Raw genomic sequence first — 15,274 nt, 5'->3', positions numbered from 1 at the left:
TCATGAATATCATGAGGAATCCAGCTAAGATAAAGAGGCTTTGCAGCTTTATCTACTAATAATTTACAAAGTATTAGCTGGCATTAGTCATGAATTATAATAGTATTATTTATTTTATAAAAGAGGAGGATTTGCAAATGCGTAACTTTTTAGGCAAATTTCCCACCGAAAAAGTTAAACTTCTGAAAAAGAACGGCGAAATCCATGAAGGGATTGAGGCACTCATCGACAGCAAAAAGATATTCATTGACGATGCGAAAGTGCCTATAGAAGAAGAGGATATTATTGAAAGGACGCTACCCACTGGTAGCAAGGAACAATTTATCGTAATCGACAGAGGCTTTTATAAAGGAATGCATGGTATCCCGGATCACTACCAGATTGAAGTCGAAAAAGTATCCAGATATCATAAGCCTGCGTTTGGTAGCATAACGCATATGTATAACATTAATAATGAAAGTGGAAAAGTTAATATTAACTCGACTGATAATTCAGTTAATTTTACGCTGTCAGAAAACGATGAGCAGCTTTTTGAGACGTTGAAACAGTTGGCAGCTTCGCTTGAAAATAGTGATGAGATTGTATCCGAGATTGAGGAGATGCGAATAACTGCAGGTAAGCCAACGTTCGCTCAGAAATATAACGCCTTCATACAGTCAATCGCCAACCATATGACAATATTTGCTCCATTTATTCCAACATTGAGTACGTTTTTAGCAAAAAAATAGAGAGATATAACTGGGGAAGATATATGGAAATGAAAATCGCTAAAAACGGATGCAGCTATCCTGCCATTGAAATAAAGAAAAAGACAGGCAACGAACAATTTTTGAATGCAGGCGGCGATGTCTGCACGCTTAGAGATTTTTGGGCCTGGGCGTATTCTGATCTTATTGGTAATACAGAAAGAGGCAGACTGGCGGAATTCATAGTTGCTATGGCGCTTGGTATTACAGAGGGTATTAGTGTATCGTGGGATAAATATGATTTGCTTTCCAAGGAGGGCATTCGCATAGAAGTCAAAACTTCTGCATATCTTCAGTCTTGGAGCCAACAGAATTTGTCAAAAATAAGCTTTGGCATCCAGCCTACCTACGGCTGGGACAGCATTGCCAATGAATATGATACCGAACAAAAGCGCCAATCCGACGTCTATGTGTTTTGCGTGCTGAAACACATAGACCAGGCGACCCTTAATCCGCTTGATCTGTCCCAATGGGAATTCTATGTTTTATCAACGGCTACTTTGAATAAAGCTGTGCTGGGGCAAAAAACGATATCGCTAAACAAGCTTTTAAATATAGGAGCAAAAAAATGCGAATATGCGAAGCTGTATGAAACTATCAAAAGCGAAGGAACTCGTTGAAGGATATTCAATCAAATTATATTCATTTTGACAACTCGTGCATTTTTAAGAATGGCATTTTTGCCGATTGATATGTTTCCGCGAACGCCGGAAGCATTTTTCTTCAATTGACATCGATTCAATCGTCTCACGTCATGTGGAGTGCTGTGCGTTGATAGAAAAAATTAATGTAACACCAAATAAACCTCTGCTATAACAAATAAAGTCCTGCTAAAATCGGAATAAAGCCGGGGGTGGTTAAGCTTGGGAAGATCGTTAAAAGAAACGTAAACAAATCAAAGTTCGACTATGCCCTTAGATAACGATTTTAATGTCACCATAACGGCGTCAACTGGCTCAACTGATTAGCAGTTGGGTCTTTTTATTGTTTCATGCATATTTGAGGTGCTTTATGTCTATACATATATTAGTGGGGTTGCAGTTTGGTTTCAGTTTCTCTTGCGATTTGTGTAGATATTGGGTAAAATAGGAGGCGAGAGAGGTGAAGTGTATGGCAATAAGTCAGGAAGATCGTAACCTGTTTGTACAAGTTCTCGATACGTTCAAAGAAAAACCTCAAGAAGCAAGTGTCGTTTTGAAGGTGCTCGTTACATTCTTGCAAAAGACAACGCCCGTTAAGGTCGATTTGCAGGACAATGTACGGGATATTCTCGAAAGACATCTATATAACGTCAACAATCCGGTAATTTTTGAAGAGTTGAAAAAATATTGGGGGATCGTGGCTACTGTTGCACAGCAAGAAGATGTAGGTAAGTCGTATACGACAGGGCAGCTGGCACGTTTCTTTGGGGTTAGCATCACAACCATAAACAAATGGATCGCAACGGGTCGGCTGATTGGTGTAGAACGTGCTGACCGTAACAAGCATGCTCGCATATCTGACAGTACGATTTGGGTATCTCCAACTGGAGAACATATTCCTGTTCGTGATGTTGTTGAACGGTTTGTTGAGAGTGAGAGCCAGGAATTGAACACGATTGACATGGATGAGGCAAGATACAAAGTTGAGCGACTGAAGGAAATCGTCAAGACGATTAATTTCTTTGAAGAGCGTTATGGTGGTTCATATGAAAAGGTTGTAGGGGAAAAAGGCGATCCATTTACTACGGATGACTGGCAGTGGGGACGGGAAGGTAAAGAATGGAAGAATCTCCTGAGAGAAATTGGAGATTTATGATCGGGAATCCGAAAACCAATCTCAAAGAGCTTCAAAAAACGTTTGGCGATGCTATTCAACTCATCAGGGAGACGGATAGCACGGGATTAAACAGCTCTTTTCTCGTCCAAAGAGCAACTATCGTGTTTTCGGACGGCTCCCTATTGTACATAACAGAAAATTTAACGAAGCAACAACTCATTAAGGAGTTTTATTACGATTGGGTTGCTTCTGACAAAAAAACGTTACTTGCAAAGTTTCACTCTGAGTCTCATGATAAAGAGGATTATCAAACGGAAACGGAACCATATCATGTTCATCCTCCAGAACATGCTAAATTGAATAATGCCAAACGTTACCCGAATTTTTACTATAATGATTTGTATTCAATTGTCGAAGGGATCTTCCTTTTCAGCTTATTGCCGAATAACGATAAAAAGTAATTTGAAGCCTCCGAAAAACCTGGAGGCTTTTTGTTGTTCGAAAAATCGAATCGATAAGTGCAAGCTGTTGTATTTGGACAGTTTGGTAAATGATTCCGAGGCATCTGAAATCCCTTAATTGTTCAAAATTAACCATCAACGACGATGTAGAGATGGAGTGCGGCTAAATGATGATCGTCCTTGAAGTTGTTCATGTTCGTCCCGATTTCCGCAATTATGATGGAGGCGGCCTGTTCGTTCACACCCGGTATCGTGGTCAGCAGGTCCAATGCTTCCTGCTTGTCGGCTAACCGGCGACGGATATCCTGCTCGACCAGTTCGATTTGTTTTTCAAGATAAATGAGGTGATAAGTAGTTTGATCCTTGTTCCCTTTCCCTTGACGAATCAAAATGCGCATGTTCGCACTGTGAATATCCGAAATTTGCAGATGGGCTCCTTCACTAGCCCGAAGCCCTGCCGAATAAATTGTAGAAAGCACGCTTTGTGCTTGAGATTCGGGATAGGTTTTACGGCAGTTGACGGATTGTTGACGAAATAAATATATTTGCTTGAGGACACTAGCTGAAAAAATGCAGGTTTTTTCTTTTCCTGTATAGAGAGATCATGTTTATCCATCAAAATCGATTGTTTAAAGATTTACTGAACTTCCTCGGGAGCACTATCGCAATGGAATTTGTCAGGGATTCGTTATCTGACTTCCTTGAACGGATAATTATTATGACATTACAAGTATTATGAATAACACCCTAATTGTGTGGGCTGTGCAAGTTACCCGGGATTGAGATCTATATTAATTGTTTGGACGGTCCTTATCACAAAGTAACTTCATAACCAAACAGCAGAGAGCACGCATAAGAACAATGCCTGTGAGTCTTGTTCATAGGCATTAGTTTTATTCTAGAGCAAGTGTGCGCGGTCATGAAAAGGGACATGTCGAGAACAAATGCGGCTATGGCCAAAGGAATTGGTGTGCCGATTTCGCTATTTGAGAGCCAGGAACAGTTGGTTGCTTCGATGCAGCAGATGGCCGAACGTGTGGCCGATGCCTGAGGTATCGACGTCCTCTGCGCCAATGCAGGTATTTTCCCGAACGCTCCGCTGATGACGATGGCTGCGGAGGACTGGGATGCCGTAATGGACACAAACGCAAGAGGAACGCTGTTTGCCATACAGGTGTGCTTGCCGTATTTGAAGTTCGCGGAATTCGGCCGCATCATCATCACCTCTTCCATTACAGGGCCGGTAACGGGATATGCAGGTTGGGCTCATTATGGAGCGAGCAAAGCCGCACAGCTGGGATTGATGCGCAGCGCGGCGCTCGAATTGGCCAATCACGGCATCACGATCAATGCCATCATGCCCGGCAACATCATGACTGAGGGATTGCAAAGTTTGGGCGAGGAATATTTGGCCGGAATGGCTGCCTCCATCCCGCTGAAAAGGCTTGGCAGTGTCGAGGATATTGCTTATACGGCTGTTTTTCTGGCTTCCAAAGAAGCGGGTTACATCACAGGGCAAACCATCATCGTGGACGGCGGGCAAACCGTTCCCGAAAGTTTGAAAGCTATGAATTGATGCCATGCGTCATCGAAAGTGATATAAAAAAACAGAATGGGAGTGAAGAAAAAACAATGAGTACCGATTCGTCCGCAACGATGTTTCCTTCCGGAGCCGTCTCTCTTCATCCGCTCGAACCGCTCACTGAAGCGGAAATCGCCTCCGCCGTAGCCATTGTTCGCCATGAGCGGCAGTTGCCCGCTTCCGTCCGGTTCGTCTCGGTATCGCTGCACGAACCGTCCAAGCCCTTTGTGCTCGCTTACGAACCGGGCATGGCGTTTGTGCGCGAAGCGTTTATCATTTTGCTCGACAATGCTGATGGCTGTTGCTATGAAGCAGTCGTATCGGTGACGGAAAGCAGGGTTGTCTCGTGGAAGCTGATCCCCGGCGCACAGCCAAGCATTATGCTCGACGAATTCGAGGAATGCGAGAACGCCGTCAAGGCGTGCCCCGAGTTTCAGGCGGCGCTGGCGAGGCGCGGCATCACCGACATGAGTCTGGTAATGGTCGACCCGTGGTCATCCGGCCACTTCGGCAGCGAAGAGGAAAGTACGAGGCGGCTGTCCCGGACACTCTCATGGGTACGAAGCGATCCGGGCGACAACGGCTACGCCCATCCGATTGAAGGCGTCATCGCTGTCGTAGATCTAAACCGGATGGAAGTGATCCGTGTCGAGGACTACGGCGCCGCCCCTTACGCGTTCAAAGATTACAACTACACCGCCCACCGTGTCGAACCGCTTCGCTCCGATCTGAAGCCGCTGTCGATCACGCAGCCGGAAGGACCGAGCTTTACCATCAACGGACACCAACTCAGCTGGCAAAAGTGGAAATTCCGCTTCAGCTTCAACGCTCGCGAAGGACTCGTTCTTCACACGATCAGCTATAACGACGGAGGCAAGGGACGTCCGATTCTATACCGCGCCTCGCTGTCAGAAATGGTCGTGCCGTATGGCGACCCAGGGCCTACCCAATATACGAAAAATGCGTTTGACGCCGGAGAATACGGCATCGGAATGCTCGCCAACAGCCTCGAATACGGCTGCGATTGCGTCGGATATATCCAATATTTTGACGCGATTCTGGCAAGCAGCCGGGGCGAACTCATTAAAATCAAAAACGCCGTTTGCCTGCATGAGGAAGACTACGGCATTCTCTGGAAACATACCGACTGGCGCACGAACGATGTGGAAGTGCGGCGCTCGCGGAGGCTCGTTATTTCCTCCATCTCCACCGTGGCCAACTACGAATATGGGTTTTTCTGGTGTTTTTATCAAGACGGCACGATTTCGTTTGAAGTGAAGCTGACCGGCATTTTGTCGACCGGCGGCGCTGATTCAGCGAATCCCCCCAAATACGGCGCCATGATCGGCCCGAACTTGTATGCCCCGAACCACCAACACTTTTTCAATATGCGGCTCGATTTGCAAATCGACGGCGTGAACAACTCCGTGTACGAGGTAAATACGGTCGCCCCTCCGAAAGATGACAACAACCCTTACGGGAACGCGTTCTACGCCGAATCGACGCTGCTGGCGACGGAGAAGCAGGCGCCCGACGGCTGGACATTCCGACCGCCCGGTACTGGAAATTCGTGAACGACAACGTCAAAAACGAAATCGGCGGCTCCGTGGGCTACAAGCTGGTGACCGGCGAAAATTGTTTGCCGTTCGCGTCGCCCGATTCCAGTCTGATGCAGCGTGCCGGTTTTATCGGCAGCCACTGTGGGTGACGCCTTACAGCGCCGACGAGAAACATGCGAGCGGAAACTATCCGAACCAGCATCCGGGAGGCGATGGGGTATCCGCGTGGACGGAAGCCGACCGGACGATCGCCGACACCGACATCGTCGTCTGGTATACGATGGGCCACCACCATATTCCGCGCCCCGAAGATTGGCCGGTCATGCCGACCGCATACATCGGTTTTTCGCTTAAACCGACCGGTTTTTTCAACAGCAACCCCGCGCTCGACGTGCCGCCGAACAAACCGATATGCGACACGAAAGCTTCAAAATGCCATTAGCGAACGAAACAGCCAGTGTCGTTTGCAAACGGGCTTGCTTCATACAATAGAGGAGGATGATGGATAATGGCCCAAATTCATGTGGTTCCCGAAAAAGCGGGATTGAAAAAAACTGTTTGTCGTTCACCGACACGATCGCCCAATCGTTCGCCAACATTGCGCCCACCGTCACGCCTGCGCTTGCCATTCCGTTTGTCGTCGCTAGCGCCGGCTTCGGCTCGTGGTTGACCTATCTGATCATTACCGTCGGATTAATATTGGTCGGCCTCAACATTACCGTATTCGCGCAAAAATATGCTTCTTCCGGCGCCCTGTATACGTTCGTTTCCAAAGGGCTCGGCGCAACGTCAGGCTTTATGACCGGATGGGGATTAATCGTGGCCTACCTGTTCACGGCGATGGCGACTTTGATCGGGCTCGGTATTTTCGGCAAGCTCTTTATGGAGCATCTCGGACTGAGCGTGCCGTCCGTCGTCTTTTATGCGGTCGGAGGACTGCTCATCTGGCTGTTTGCTTACCGGGACATCCGGTTGTCGGCGGTTTTGGCGCTCGTTCTGGAAATTGTCTCGGTCGCGCTGATCGCGGTCGTCGGCGTTATTGTGCTTGTGAAAGAAGGATTCCGGTTTGATGTCGAGCAGTTTTCGCTGGAAGGCGTAACTTTCGGCGGCATCCAGACGGCGATGGTGCTTGGGGTGTTCGCCTTCGTCGGGTTTGAGAGCGCCGCAACGCTTGGGGGCGAATCGCGTAACCCTTACCGGACGATACCGCGGGCCGTCATCATCAGTACCACAGTTGTCGGTCTGTTCTTTGCCCTGATGGCGTATGTGGAGGTGCTCGGAATTCCGTCGCTGGAGGCGCTTGCGGGAAGTACCGCGCCGATCGATGATCTGGCGACCGCTTATGGAATAAAATGGTTTATTCCGATCATCGAATTTGGCGCGTCCATCAGCTTTTTCTCTTGTTCGCTGGCATCGGTCAACGCCGCTTCGCGGGTCATGTCGGGTCATGTACGCGATGGGGCACGACGGCATATTCCACAACTCCATCAGTTCCGCGCACAGCCGCAACCAGACGCCGCATGTCGCCGTGACGATTTCTTCGCTGCTTAACATCGGCGTGCCGATTGCGATGCTGGCAGTCAATGAAGGGACCGCTTACGCCTATATCGGCACGATCGCCACCTATGGATTTCTGTTCGCCTACATTCTCATTTCCATCAGCGCTCCGGTTTATATGGCGAAGATCAGGCAGCTGAGCTGGAAGCATATCGCAACCGGAGCTGGAGGGCTGGTGTTCATGGCCATTCCGCTTATCGGTACGTTTTATCCGGAGCCGGCCGCGCCTTACAATATCTTTCCGTACTTCTTCATCGGTTACCTGCTGCTCGGCTTGATCTATTATACGGTAGTTCGGCGCTCTCTTGGCGCGGATACGCCGCTTTTCGTAGAGACGAGGGAAGAGGGAAGCGCCTGAGCACGCACACGCTTGAGCTGCGGCTCCGTTAGAACACCGGTTGCGTATAGCAAGGACAGCAAAACTGTTTCAAAAGGAGTAGACGGAATGCCTAATATCTTTCTCGCCCAATCCAAGCCGAAGCTGCTGGATAAGACAGCGAATTTGCAGACGATGAAACGATATCTGGAGGAAGCCCAAGTGCAAAGGGCGGATATCGTCTTGTTTCCGGAGCTTTTTCTGACCGGTTATTTCACGAGAGAACATACTTTGGAGTTGGCGGAAGACATCGAGGGGGAATCGATCCGGCTCATCCGATCGTGGCATGTGCAGCAAGTTTACATTCAAAGCCGGGCCGCAGAAAATCAGGTGTTCGTAGCTATGACTAATCAAATAGGGATTGAAGAAACAACTGAATTCTTCGGGGAAAGCGCCGCTGCCAACTCGTTCGGTCAACTGCTTTTCAAAGCGGATGATCAGGAAGGAGGGTATCTCATTTCGTTCGATCTTCGGACCATCTCAGAAGCAAGAGCCTATCCGTTAGTGGGGTGAGAGGTCTTTGAATTCCGAATTCGTTCTGACGGTCACGATGTGCCGATGCGCCCTCTTTTCCAAGGCGTGCATGTGCTGGTGGGAGAAAACGGACTTCCGCCAGTCGTTGTATTACCGGTTGGATAAAATCGCCGAGCTTCGGGGTGACGATTTCATGTAGGCGGAAAATCGTAGTCCCTGTTACGCAGTATCCATATTGTGATATCAAAATTTTCATTTACAAGTTTTTTTTAAGCATTATCCGCAATCTATAATATTTGCTAACCAATAAAAAAAGACCACCCGTGTTGTGAATACGGAGAAGTAACAACTCTTGAAAAGCTGACGATTTCCAAGCCTCAGGAGGAGGCCGTCTTTTTCGTAAAGAAGAATAAAACGGGAAGAACGGTTTGACTATTTATAAGCTCCTGTAATAATGGAAGCTTTTTTTGTTTCATTGGTTGAATACGGAAGGGGTGCGCCCAAAGCAGCAGTCGGTCTGCTCAGGGTGCGCCTTTTTTTTCATAAATTCCATGTTGCTCGGCATCGTCCGGATCCATGGTCCTACAAAAAAATAGGATAATATAATCTATTTTCCATGTTTACCAAAAGGTTACTTATAATTAATCTTCCCCAAACAAAACTTCCAGAAAATGAGTACCGTTCAAGAAAAAAATCAAACACCGAGTGGAGGCCGTCGAAATTGCGCGTAAAATGGTTCCATTTTTTGATCGCCATGCTGCTGATATTGGTTGTTTTATTCCCGTCATCCCGCGTGCGGGCGCATACGGATAACAGCGAAGGCTTCTCCCGAATATCCGCCGTACCGGGTAAGCTTCAGTATGAGCTGATGCTCGATTATTACGAATTGGGGCGTGTCGCGATGCTGGAAGCCCGTCCGGATGCCCCCGAAAGCGAACTGCTCCGGCTGTTACAGCAGCACAAGAAAGAGGTCGCCGACTATGTGCTTTCCCATCTTCGGATCTATATAGAGGGTGAAGAGGTCGCCGGGAAGCTTGTCCAAACGAAGGTGATTTCCAAGCTGGGCCGCTATTACGCCGATCTGAGCCTCAGCTATCCGAATGCGTCGAATTCCAAGGGAATCGAAGTCGATTACGAAATCTTTTTCGACGATAACGATGTGATGCATCGCAATATTGCCGCTTACCAATGGGAAGGCAAGGAAGGGCAGTTTGTTTTCAACGGCAGCGACAGGTTGATGGAGCTGGGCAAAGCCAATTTAATCGGACAAGCCTGGCGGTTAATTCAACTGGGCTTTCGCCATATCATGATCGGCTTAGACCATATTCTGTTCGTCGTTGCGTTGGTGTTGACGTCGAAAAACTTCCGGTCCGTGTTGAAGGTTGCGACCGTTTTTACGCTGGCCCACAGCGTAACTCTCGGATTGACCGCTTTCCATGTTTTGTACGCAGCGCCGGAAATCGTCGAACCGTTAATTGCTCTGAGCATCGCATACGTGGCTGTGGAGGCGTTTTTCTTTAGCGAAAGCAAAGTTCGTCCGTTTGTCGTATTCGGCTTCGGGCTCGTACACGGGATCGGCTTCGCCGGGGCATTGAGGATGACTGGCGCTATTAAAGCAAGCTCGCTGCTGACACTGGCCGCTTTCAATATCGGTGTAGAGCTGGGACAACTATTGATTATCTCCCTGCTGTTGCCGGTGCTGCTCTATATCCGCAAATTCAATTGGGGAAGGTCGGTGCAAATGACCGCAATCGCAACCGTGTTCGCCTTCGGCATTTTCTGGTATATGGAGCGGATGATGGCATAGTTTTAAGCGCATTTGGTGTGAAGTTTTTGAAAGGGGGAATGTCCATCGGACTTGGTTCAAAGATTAGTTTTCAGAAGAGTTACAGTTGTGAGGAATCATTCTGCAAATATCGGAACGAAGAAGGAGGAGCATTAATGTCTTTCGAACAGAAATTGAAACGAATGAAGAAAAAAATTCATATCGTAACCACCGTCGCGATGGCGGGATTGGCGCTTGCCGCCGTCATCAAGCCGGTTATGGCGGAAACGCCGATAGCGACGGTCAGCGGGATCGTTTTTGCCGATAAGAACGGGAACGGCGTACAGGACAAAACAGAGCAGGGGCTCGAAGGAGTCCGCGTATCGGACGGCGAATCGATTGTTCAGACGGACTCGATGGGCAAATATACCTTGTCGGTAAACACGGACAGAAGGGTAACGGATATCGTGTTCGTAACCGTTCCGAGCGGGTATAAGGTGCAGACCAATGAATATCAAATTCCGCAGTTTTATAAAAATCTCGGCCAGCTTCAACCCAAAGAGAGCCGCGAATCGAATTTCGCGCTGCAGCCGGCGCCCGATTCGAGACAACCGAATTTCGAATTTGCCGGGATTGCCGATGTACACGTGCAAGCCGGAACGACCAACAACCGCGAACGATTCACGGGGCAATTGGCGCAGCTGAACGAGCTGACCGGGTCGCCCGCTTTCATCACCATCAGCGGAGACATTACGAACGGCGCGTCGGACGCCGAGTTCATGGACTTTTTGGCGAGCACGGCCACATCCAAGCTTCCGGTTTATCCCGCCGTGGGCAACCACGATTTTACCGGAGGAGCGAACTTCGCGGCCCGAATCGACCGCTATCGCACTCACCTGGGGCCGGAATGGTACTCGTATGATTACGGCAATAAACATTTTATCGTCCTGGAAAACAATATGGGCATGCGCGAGGCGGACCAGATGACATGGCTCAAGGCCGATCTGAAGCAAACCGGCGAGGATAAGGAAATCGTCGTCATCACACATAAGCCGTTCAACAACCCGCAAACCCCGGATGCGGCGGAAGCGCAGAAGTATATCGATCTGCTCGGGCAGTATAATACCCGTCTCGTGCTGATAGGCCATACGCACGTGAACGATGTGGCGACCGATACGATCGAATCGGCGGCTCATGTCGTCACCAACTCCAGCTCCTATACGATCGACCAGACGCCGAACGGCTTCCGCGTCATTTCGTTTAAAGGCGAGAAGGAAACCCATCCATACAAAATGTACGGCGTCGAGAAAAGCCTGGTCATCGTCAATCCGGCTCCGGGCAGCAAAGTGCCGAACGGCAACGTTCAATTGCTGGTCAATGCGTATAACACGACGAGCCGCGTGACGGAAGCGCATTACCGGATTGACGGCGGACAATGGAATTCGCTTAGCGACAGCGGCGAAATGACATGGTCGGCACAATGGGTAGCGGGCAGAGAGAAGCTCGGCGAGCATACGATTGAAGTGCGCGTCTCGGATGACGGGAAGCACACTTGGTCCGAGAGCAGCACCTTTACGCTGGTCGATGCGCATGAGGCCGTCTCACCGGTGATGGGCGCAAGCTGGCCGATGTTCCACGGCAATGCGCAGCATACGGGAGAAGCGCTGGACGCATTGGCGCCGGATCTGAAGCTGGCGTGGAGCCATTTGACCGACGGTACGATTCTCACCTCGTCGCCCGCCGTAGTAGACGGCAGTGTATTCATCGGCACGAGAGACGAGAACGGATCGGACCAGAACAGCGTGCTGGCGTTGGATCTGAAGTCAGGGAAGCAAAAATGGAAGTTTGTTTCGAATGCGCAAATTCAATCTTCTCCCGCAGTAGCGGACGGCGTTGTTTATGCGTCTTCCATTCGCGGAACGCTGTATGCGCTTGATGCGAAAAAAGGCGGCAAACTTTGGGAGAAGACGATAGGAGAAAAAGATGTAAACCGCGCCTGGATGTATTACTCGCCAACCGTTGCGGACGGTGTCGTTTATCAGGCTTACAGCTCGAAGAGCGGCGGGGAAATGATGGCTCTTGATGCCCGGACGGGAGAAACGGTGTGGACGGCCAAGCTTGCGGGCGGCTGGATTACCGAGAGTTCACCGGTCGTGAAGGACGGCAAAGTGTACGTCGGGGCGGACGGCGGGTATTTGATCGCGCTGGACGCGAAGGACGGCAAAGAGCTGTGGCGCAATCGTCCGGCCGGAGGCTGGATGCATTCCATGCCGGCCGTTGCGGACGGTAAAATTTATATGGGTTACGGCGGTGGATTGATCGTCGCGCTGAATGCGGATACGGGCGCCGAACTGTGGCGTTATAAAAGCGTTGTTTCGGGCACTTCATATATCGCCGGCGATACAACGGGATCTTCCCCGGCTGTTGTCGACGGAGTCGTCTATATGGGCTTTCCGAACGGCAAAGTCGAGGCCTTCCAAGCCGATAACGGCAACAAGCTTTGGAGCGCCGAGACCAATGGCGGCATTATCTCGTCTGCAGCCGTATCCGGCGGGACGGTCTATATCGGCTCTAATGACGGGAACCTGTATGCGTTAGATAAGCAAAACGGACAAGTTCAATGGAAGTATAAAATCGGGGCATGGGTCGCTTCATCTCCGGCGATTTCCGGCAACACCCTGGTCGTCGGCGCGTTCGACGGCAACGTCTACGCATTCACATCTTCCGATAAAAAGTAACCGAGCAGAATTAATCTCTTACAAGTAAAAACACCTAAGACCCGCAGCCCAAGCTGCGGGTCTCATTATATGCAGTCAGAAACGGATTTTTCGTTATTTCCTGATCTTTAACAGATAAAAATATGTTTTTAATGAAGCCCAGATCGATTTCGTTTATACTATTCATGTCAGATTCGAAAGTCCATATGTTTTCCGGAGGCGCGCCATTCTTATGCCTAACTTCAAAATGCTATCCGTACTGATTCCATTGTCCGTCGCGATCGGAATTGCAGCCATCTCCTTTTCGTCGATATTCGTCCGGTGGAGCGAGGCTCCGGTGTCTGTGATTGCCATGTACAGGCTATGGTTGGCGAATGTCTTGCTGCTTCCCTGGTTAGCGGGAAATTGGCGGGAAATTTCCCGTTTGACCGGCAAACAATGGCTGCTGCTGTTGGCGACAGGCGGTGCTTTGGGGCTGCATTTTCTGCTCTGGATGGCTTCGCTGCGTTTTACTTCGGTTTCCAGCTCGACCTCACTGCTCACGCTTGAACCTATTTTTGTCATGCTTGCGGGAATCTGGTGGTTCCGGCAAAAACCGCAGCGCTCCGAGCTTGTCGGCATGGGGATCGCGGTCATCGGGGCAATGCTGATCGGTTGGCATGATTTCTCTTTTACGCTGCGTTCCTTGCAAGGAGATCTGCTATCCTTGCTGGGCGCAGCCGCAGTTGCCGTGCATATGCTGATCGGCAAGCAGCTGAGGGAGACCATGTCCGCCTATGTATACAGCTTCTTTTCCTTTTTTCTGGCTGCCTGTTTGCTTGCCGTCTACAACCTCTTCCGCTCAATTCCGCTTGGCGGTTACGGGCTGAAAGAATGGGGTGTGTTTATGCTGCTTGCAGCGGTGCCGACTCTGTTCGGCCATTATTTGTTCAATTGGCTGTTGAAATATTTGCGGGCGGCGTCCGTATCCATGACGGTGCTCGGAGAGCCGGCCGGCTCCACGCTGCTGGCGTTGATCCTGCTCAATGAGCCGGTTACATACAAACAGCTTCTGGCTATGATGATTTTGCTGTTCGGGGTCTGGATATTCCTACGGAAAAAGGAATATTCTAGGCGGAAAACTCATAAGTTAAATGGTTCGCTCGATCAAGCCTAGAGACAAATGTTATGGTGCCTTCCGTTTTTGATGACAAATTTCCCGCAAAATAATCGGACAATAATTACAACTATAATGCCATGGAAAATGTTGACAAAAATGTTGAAGAAAAATACACTGGAATCGGCAGGCAACGAGCTATTCTTAAATTTTCATACATACGAAAACACGCTTGAAAGGAGCAATATCAATTGAAGCTGCAGAATTATGTAAGCTGGGTAACAGGAGCCGCCGGAGGTCTGGGACAAGCGATCAGCCGTAAGCTGGCCGAGCATGGAAGTCACCTTATACTTAGTGATATAAATAAAGACGCATTAAATGAGTTGTCTAAGGATCTTGCCGTATACAATGTGGAGGTCATGAATCTTCCCTTGGATGTTGCGGATACGGAGGCTGTAAGGAAAGGCGGGCGTGAAATAAAAGATCGTTTCGGGAGAGTAGATATACTCATCAATAATGCCGGTATCTCCCCTAAAGGTCCAAAGGGACCCATTCCATTTAAAGATATCACTATTGAAGATTGGAATAGGGTAATTGCCGTTAATTTGAACGGACCTTTTAATTGCAGCCAAGTCGCGCTCGAAATGATGGTCGAAAATCAAAGCGGACGAATTGTCAATATCTGTTCTCAAGCCGCTCGAACATACAGTCCGGTTACATCTGCTCATTATGCGGCCAGCAAATCGGGCTTGCTGGGATTAAGCCGTAAATTGGCCGGTGAATATGGTCCTTCAGGCATTCGTGTAAATGTAGTCGTACCCGGACGTATTGATACGCCAATGACGCAAAGCGTTGATGAAGAATTAAGCAGACAAGCTGCGCTTAGAACGCCATTGAGACGTATCGGTCAACCTGAAGAAGTTGCAGATGCCGTTGTTTTTTTGGTCTCTGATGAAGCCAGGTATGTGACCGGAGCCGTGCTTGATGTTACCGGCGGCAGCCTGATGATTTAGATGTCGGATGAAATAGAGGGCTAAGTCTAAAATATTTACATACAATTTTCTAAACCAAATTGTAGAAATAATTGTGTCAAACGTCTGAGAAAATGTCACCTTAACTCGTCCGAGAAAATGTCACTTTTGTAGTGTTCCGAGCCACCGTTAGGTGGCTTGGACTGTCTTTG

14 protein-coding genes and 2 pseudogenes are annotated in these 15,274 nt (G+C 49.0%); 15 read left to right on the top strand and 1 reads right to left on the bottom strand.

What is annotated here, in order from left to right; genetic code table 11:
* Positions 1 to 137 precede the first annotated feature (137 nt).
* The 4 genes from VF724_RS20305 (at position 138) to VF724_RS20290 (ending at position 2,965) form a co-directional block, all read left to right on the top strand.
* Positions 138 to 728, top strand: a complete 591-nt coding sequence (locus VF724_RS20305) for a hypothetical protein (protein WP_371756055.1) — start codon at positions 138 to 140, stop codon at positions 726 to 728.
* 23 nt (positions 729 to 751) lie between these two features.
* Positions 752 to 1,366 carry a hypothetical protein gene (locus VF724_RS20300; protein WP_371756054.1) on the top strand — a complete coding sequence of 205 codons (615 nt, stop codon included), beginning with the start codon at positions 752 to 754 and terminating at the stop codon, positions 1,364 to 1,366.
* Positions 1,367 to 1,856: 490 nt separating this feature from the next.
* Positions 1,857 to 2,543, top strand: a complete 687-nt coding sequence (locus VF724_RS20295; protein ID WP_371756053.1) for a MerR family transcriptional regulator — start codon at positions 1,857 to 1,859, stop codon at positions 2,541 to 2,543.
* Positions 2,507 to 2,965 (top strand): toxin-antitoxin system TumE family protein, encoded by a 459-nt coding sequence (locus tag VF724_RS20290; RefSeq protein ID WP_371756052.1) that lies wholly within the window; start codon positions 2,507 to 2,509, stop codon positions 2,963 to 2,965. Before VF724_RS20295 ends, VF724_RS20290 begins: the two co-directional genes overlap by 37 nt.
* Positions 2,966 to 3,093: 128 nt before the next feature.
* Here VF724_RS20290 and VF724_RS20285 read toward each other — a convergent pair whose 3' ends face one another.
* Positions 3,094 to 3,444: a tyrosine-type recombinase/integrase gene (locus VF724_RS20285; RefSeq protein WP_371756051.1), complete on the bottom strand. Its 351-nt coding sequence runs from the start codon at positions 3,442 to 3,444 to the stop codon at positions 3,094 to 3,096.
* A gap of 440 nt (positions 3,445 to 3,884) precedes the next feature.
* Here VF724_RS20285 and VF724_RS20280 point away from each other — a divergent pair, with 440 nt between their 5' ends.
* The 11 genes and pseudogenes from VF724_RS20280 (at position 3,885) to VF724_RS20230 (ending at position 15,104) form a co-directional block, all read left to right on the top strand.
* The gene (locus VF724_RS20280) at positions 3,885 to 4,016 is read left to right on the top strand and encodes a hypothetical protein (RefSeq protein ID WP_371756050.1); all 132 of its coding nucleotides are present in this window, start codon (positions 3,885 to 3,887) and stop codon (positions 4,014 to 4,016) included.
* Positions 4,017 to 4,541: pseudogene (locus tag VF724_RS20275) on the top strand (SDR family oxidoreductase); the annotation flags it as partial.
* A pseudogene (locus tag VF724_RS20270) lies at positions 4,541 to 6,548 on the top strand (primary-amine oxidase). The pseudogenes VF724_RS20275 and VF724_RS20270, both read left to right, overlap by 1 nt.
* A 116-nt stretch (positions 6,549 to 6,664) precedes the next feature.
* Entirely contained in the window at positions 6,665 to 7,657 is a 993-nt protein-coding gene (locus VF724_RS20265) for an APC family permease (RefSeq protein ID WP_371756049.1), read from the top strand.
* The gene (locus VF724_RS20260) at positions 7,635 to 8,021 is read left to right on the top strand and encodes a hypothetical protein (RefSeq protein ID WP_371756048.1); all 387 of its coding nucleotides are present in this window, start codon (positions 7,635 to 7,637) and stop codon (positions 8,019 to 8,021) included. Before VF724_RS20265 ends, VF724_RS20260 begins: the two co-directional genes overlap by 23 nt.
* 87 nt (positions 8,022 to 8,108) lie before the next feature.
* Positions 8,109 to 8,552 (top strand): carbon-nitrogen hydrolase family protein, encoded by a 444-nt coding sequence (locus tag VF724_RS20255; RefSeq protein WP_371756047.1) that lies wholly within the window; start codon positions 8,109 to 8,111, stop codon positions 8,550 to 8,552.
* 7 nt (positions 8,553 to 8,559) lie between these two features.
* Positions 8,560 to 8,712: a hypothetical protein gene (locus tag VF724_RS20250; protein WP_371756046.1), complete on the top strand. Its 153-nt coding sequence runs from the start codon at positions 8,560 to 8,562 to the stop codon at positions 8,710 to 8,712.
* A gap of 522 nt (positions 8,713 to 9,234) precedes the next feature.
* Complete coding sequence (locus VF724_RS20245; protein WP_371756045.1) at positions 9,235 to 10,320, top strand: HupE/UreJ family protein; 1,086 nt, start codon at positions 9,235 to 9,237, stop codon at positions 10,318 to 10,320.
* A gap of 134 nt (positions 10,321 to 10,454) precedes the next feature.
* Positions 10,455 to 13,016, top strand: a complete 2,562-nt coding sequence (locus tag VF724_RS20240; RefSeq protein WP_371756044.1) for an outer membrane protein assembly factor BamB family protein — start codon at positions 10,455 to 10,457, stop codon at positions 13,014 to 13,016.
* Positions 13,017 to 13,227: 211 nt separating this feature from the next.
* A complete protein-coding gene (locus VF724_RS20235; protein WP_371756043.1) occupies positions 13,228 to 14,151 on the top strand; it encodes a DMT family transporter in 924 nt (307 codons plus the stop codon).
* Between the two features lie 191 nt (positions 14,152 to 14,342).
* A complete protein-coding gene (locus tag VF724_RS20230) occupies positions 14,343 to 15,104 on the top strand; it encodes an SDR family NAD(P)-dependent oxidoreductase (RefSeq protein ID WP_371756042.1) in 762 nt (253 codons plus the stop codon).
* The last annotated feature ends 170 nt before the right edge of the window (positions 15,105 to 15,274 follow it).

It is taken from the genome of Ferviditalea candida, from assembly GCF_035282765.1.
GTDB lineage: Bacteria > Bacillota > Bacilli > Paenibacillales > KCTC-25726 > Ferviditalea > Ferviditalea candida.
This window is presented reverse-complemented; position numbering and strand designations above follow the sequence as displayed.

Bases quoted from the DNA above. Each gene is read 5' to 3' on its own strand.
- VF724_RS20305 (WP_371756055.1), top strand. From the start codon at position 138: ATGCGTAACTTTTTAGGCAAATTTCCCACCGAAAAAGTTAAACTTCTG.
- VF724_RS20300 (WP_371756054.1), top strand. From the start codon at position 752: ATGGAAATGAAAATCGCTAAAAACGGATGCAGCTATCCTGCCATTGAA.
- VF724_RS20295 (WP_371756053.1), top strand. From the start codon at position 1,857: ATGGCAATAAGTCAGGAAGATCGTAACCTGTTTGTACAAGTTCTCGAT.
- VF724_RS20290 (WP_371756052.1), top strand. From the start codon at position 2,507: ATGGAAGAATCTCCTGAGAGAAATTGGAGATTTATGATCGGGAATCCG.
- VF724_RS20280 (WP_371756050.1), top strand. From the start codon at position 3,885: ATGAAAAGGGACATGTCGAGAACAAATGCGGCTATGGCCAAAGGAATT.
- VF724_RS20255 (WP_371756047.1), top strand. From the start codon at position 8,109: ATGCCTAATATCTTTCTCGCCCAATCCAAGCCGAAGCTGCTGGATAAG.
- VF724_RS20240 (WP_371756044.1), top strand. From the start codon at position 10,455: ATGTCTTTCGAACAGAAATTGAAACGAATGAAGAAAAAAATTCATATC.
- VF724_RS20235 (WP_371756043.1), top strand. From the start codon at position 13,228: ATGCCTAACTTCAAAATGCTATCCGTACTGATTCCATTGTCCGTCGCG.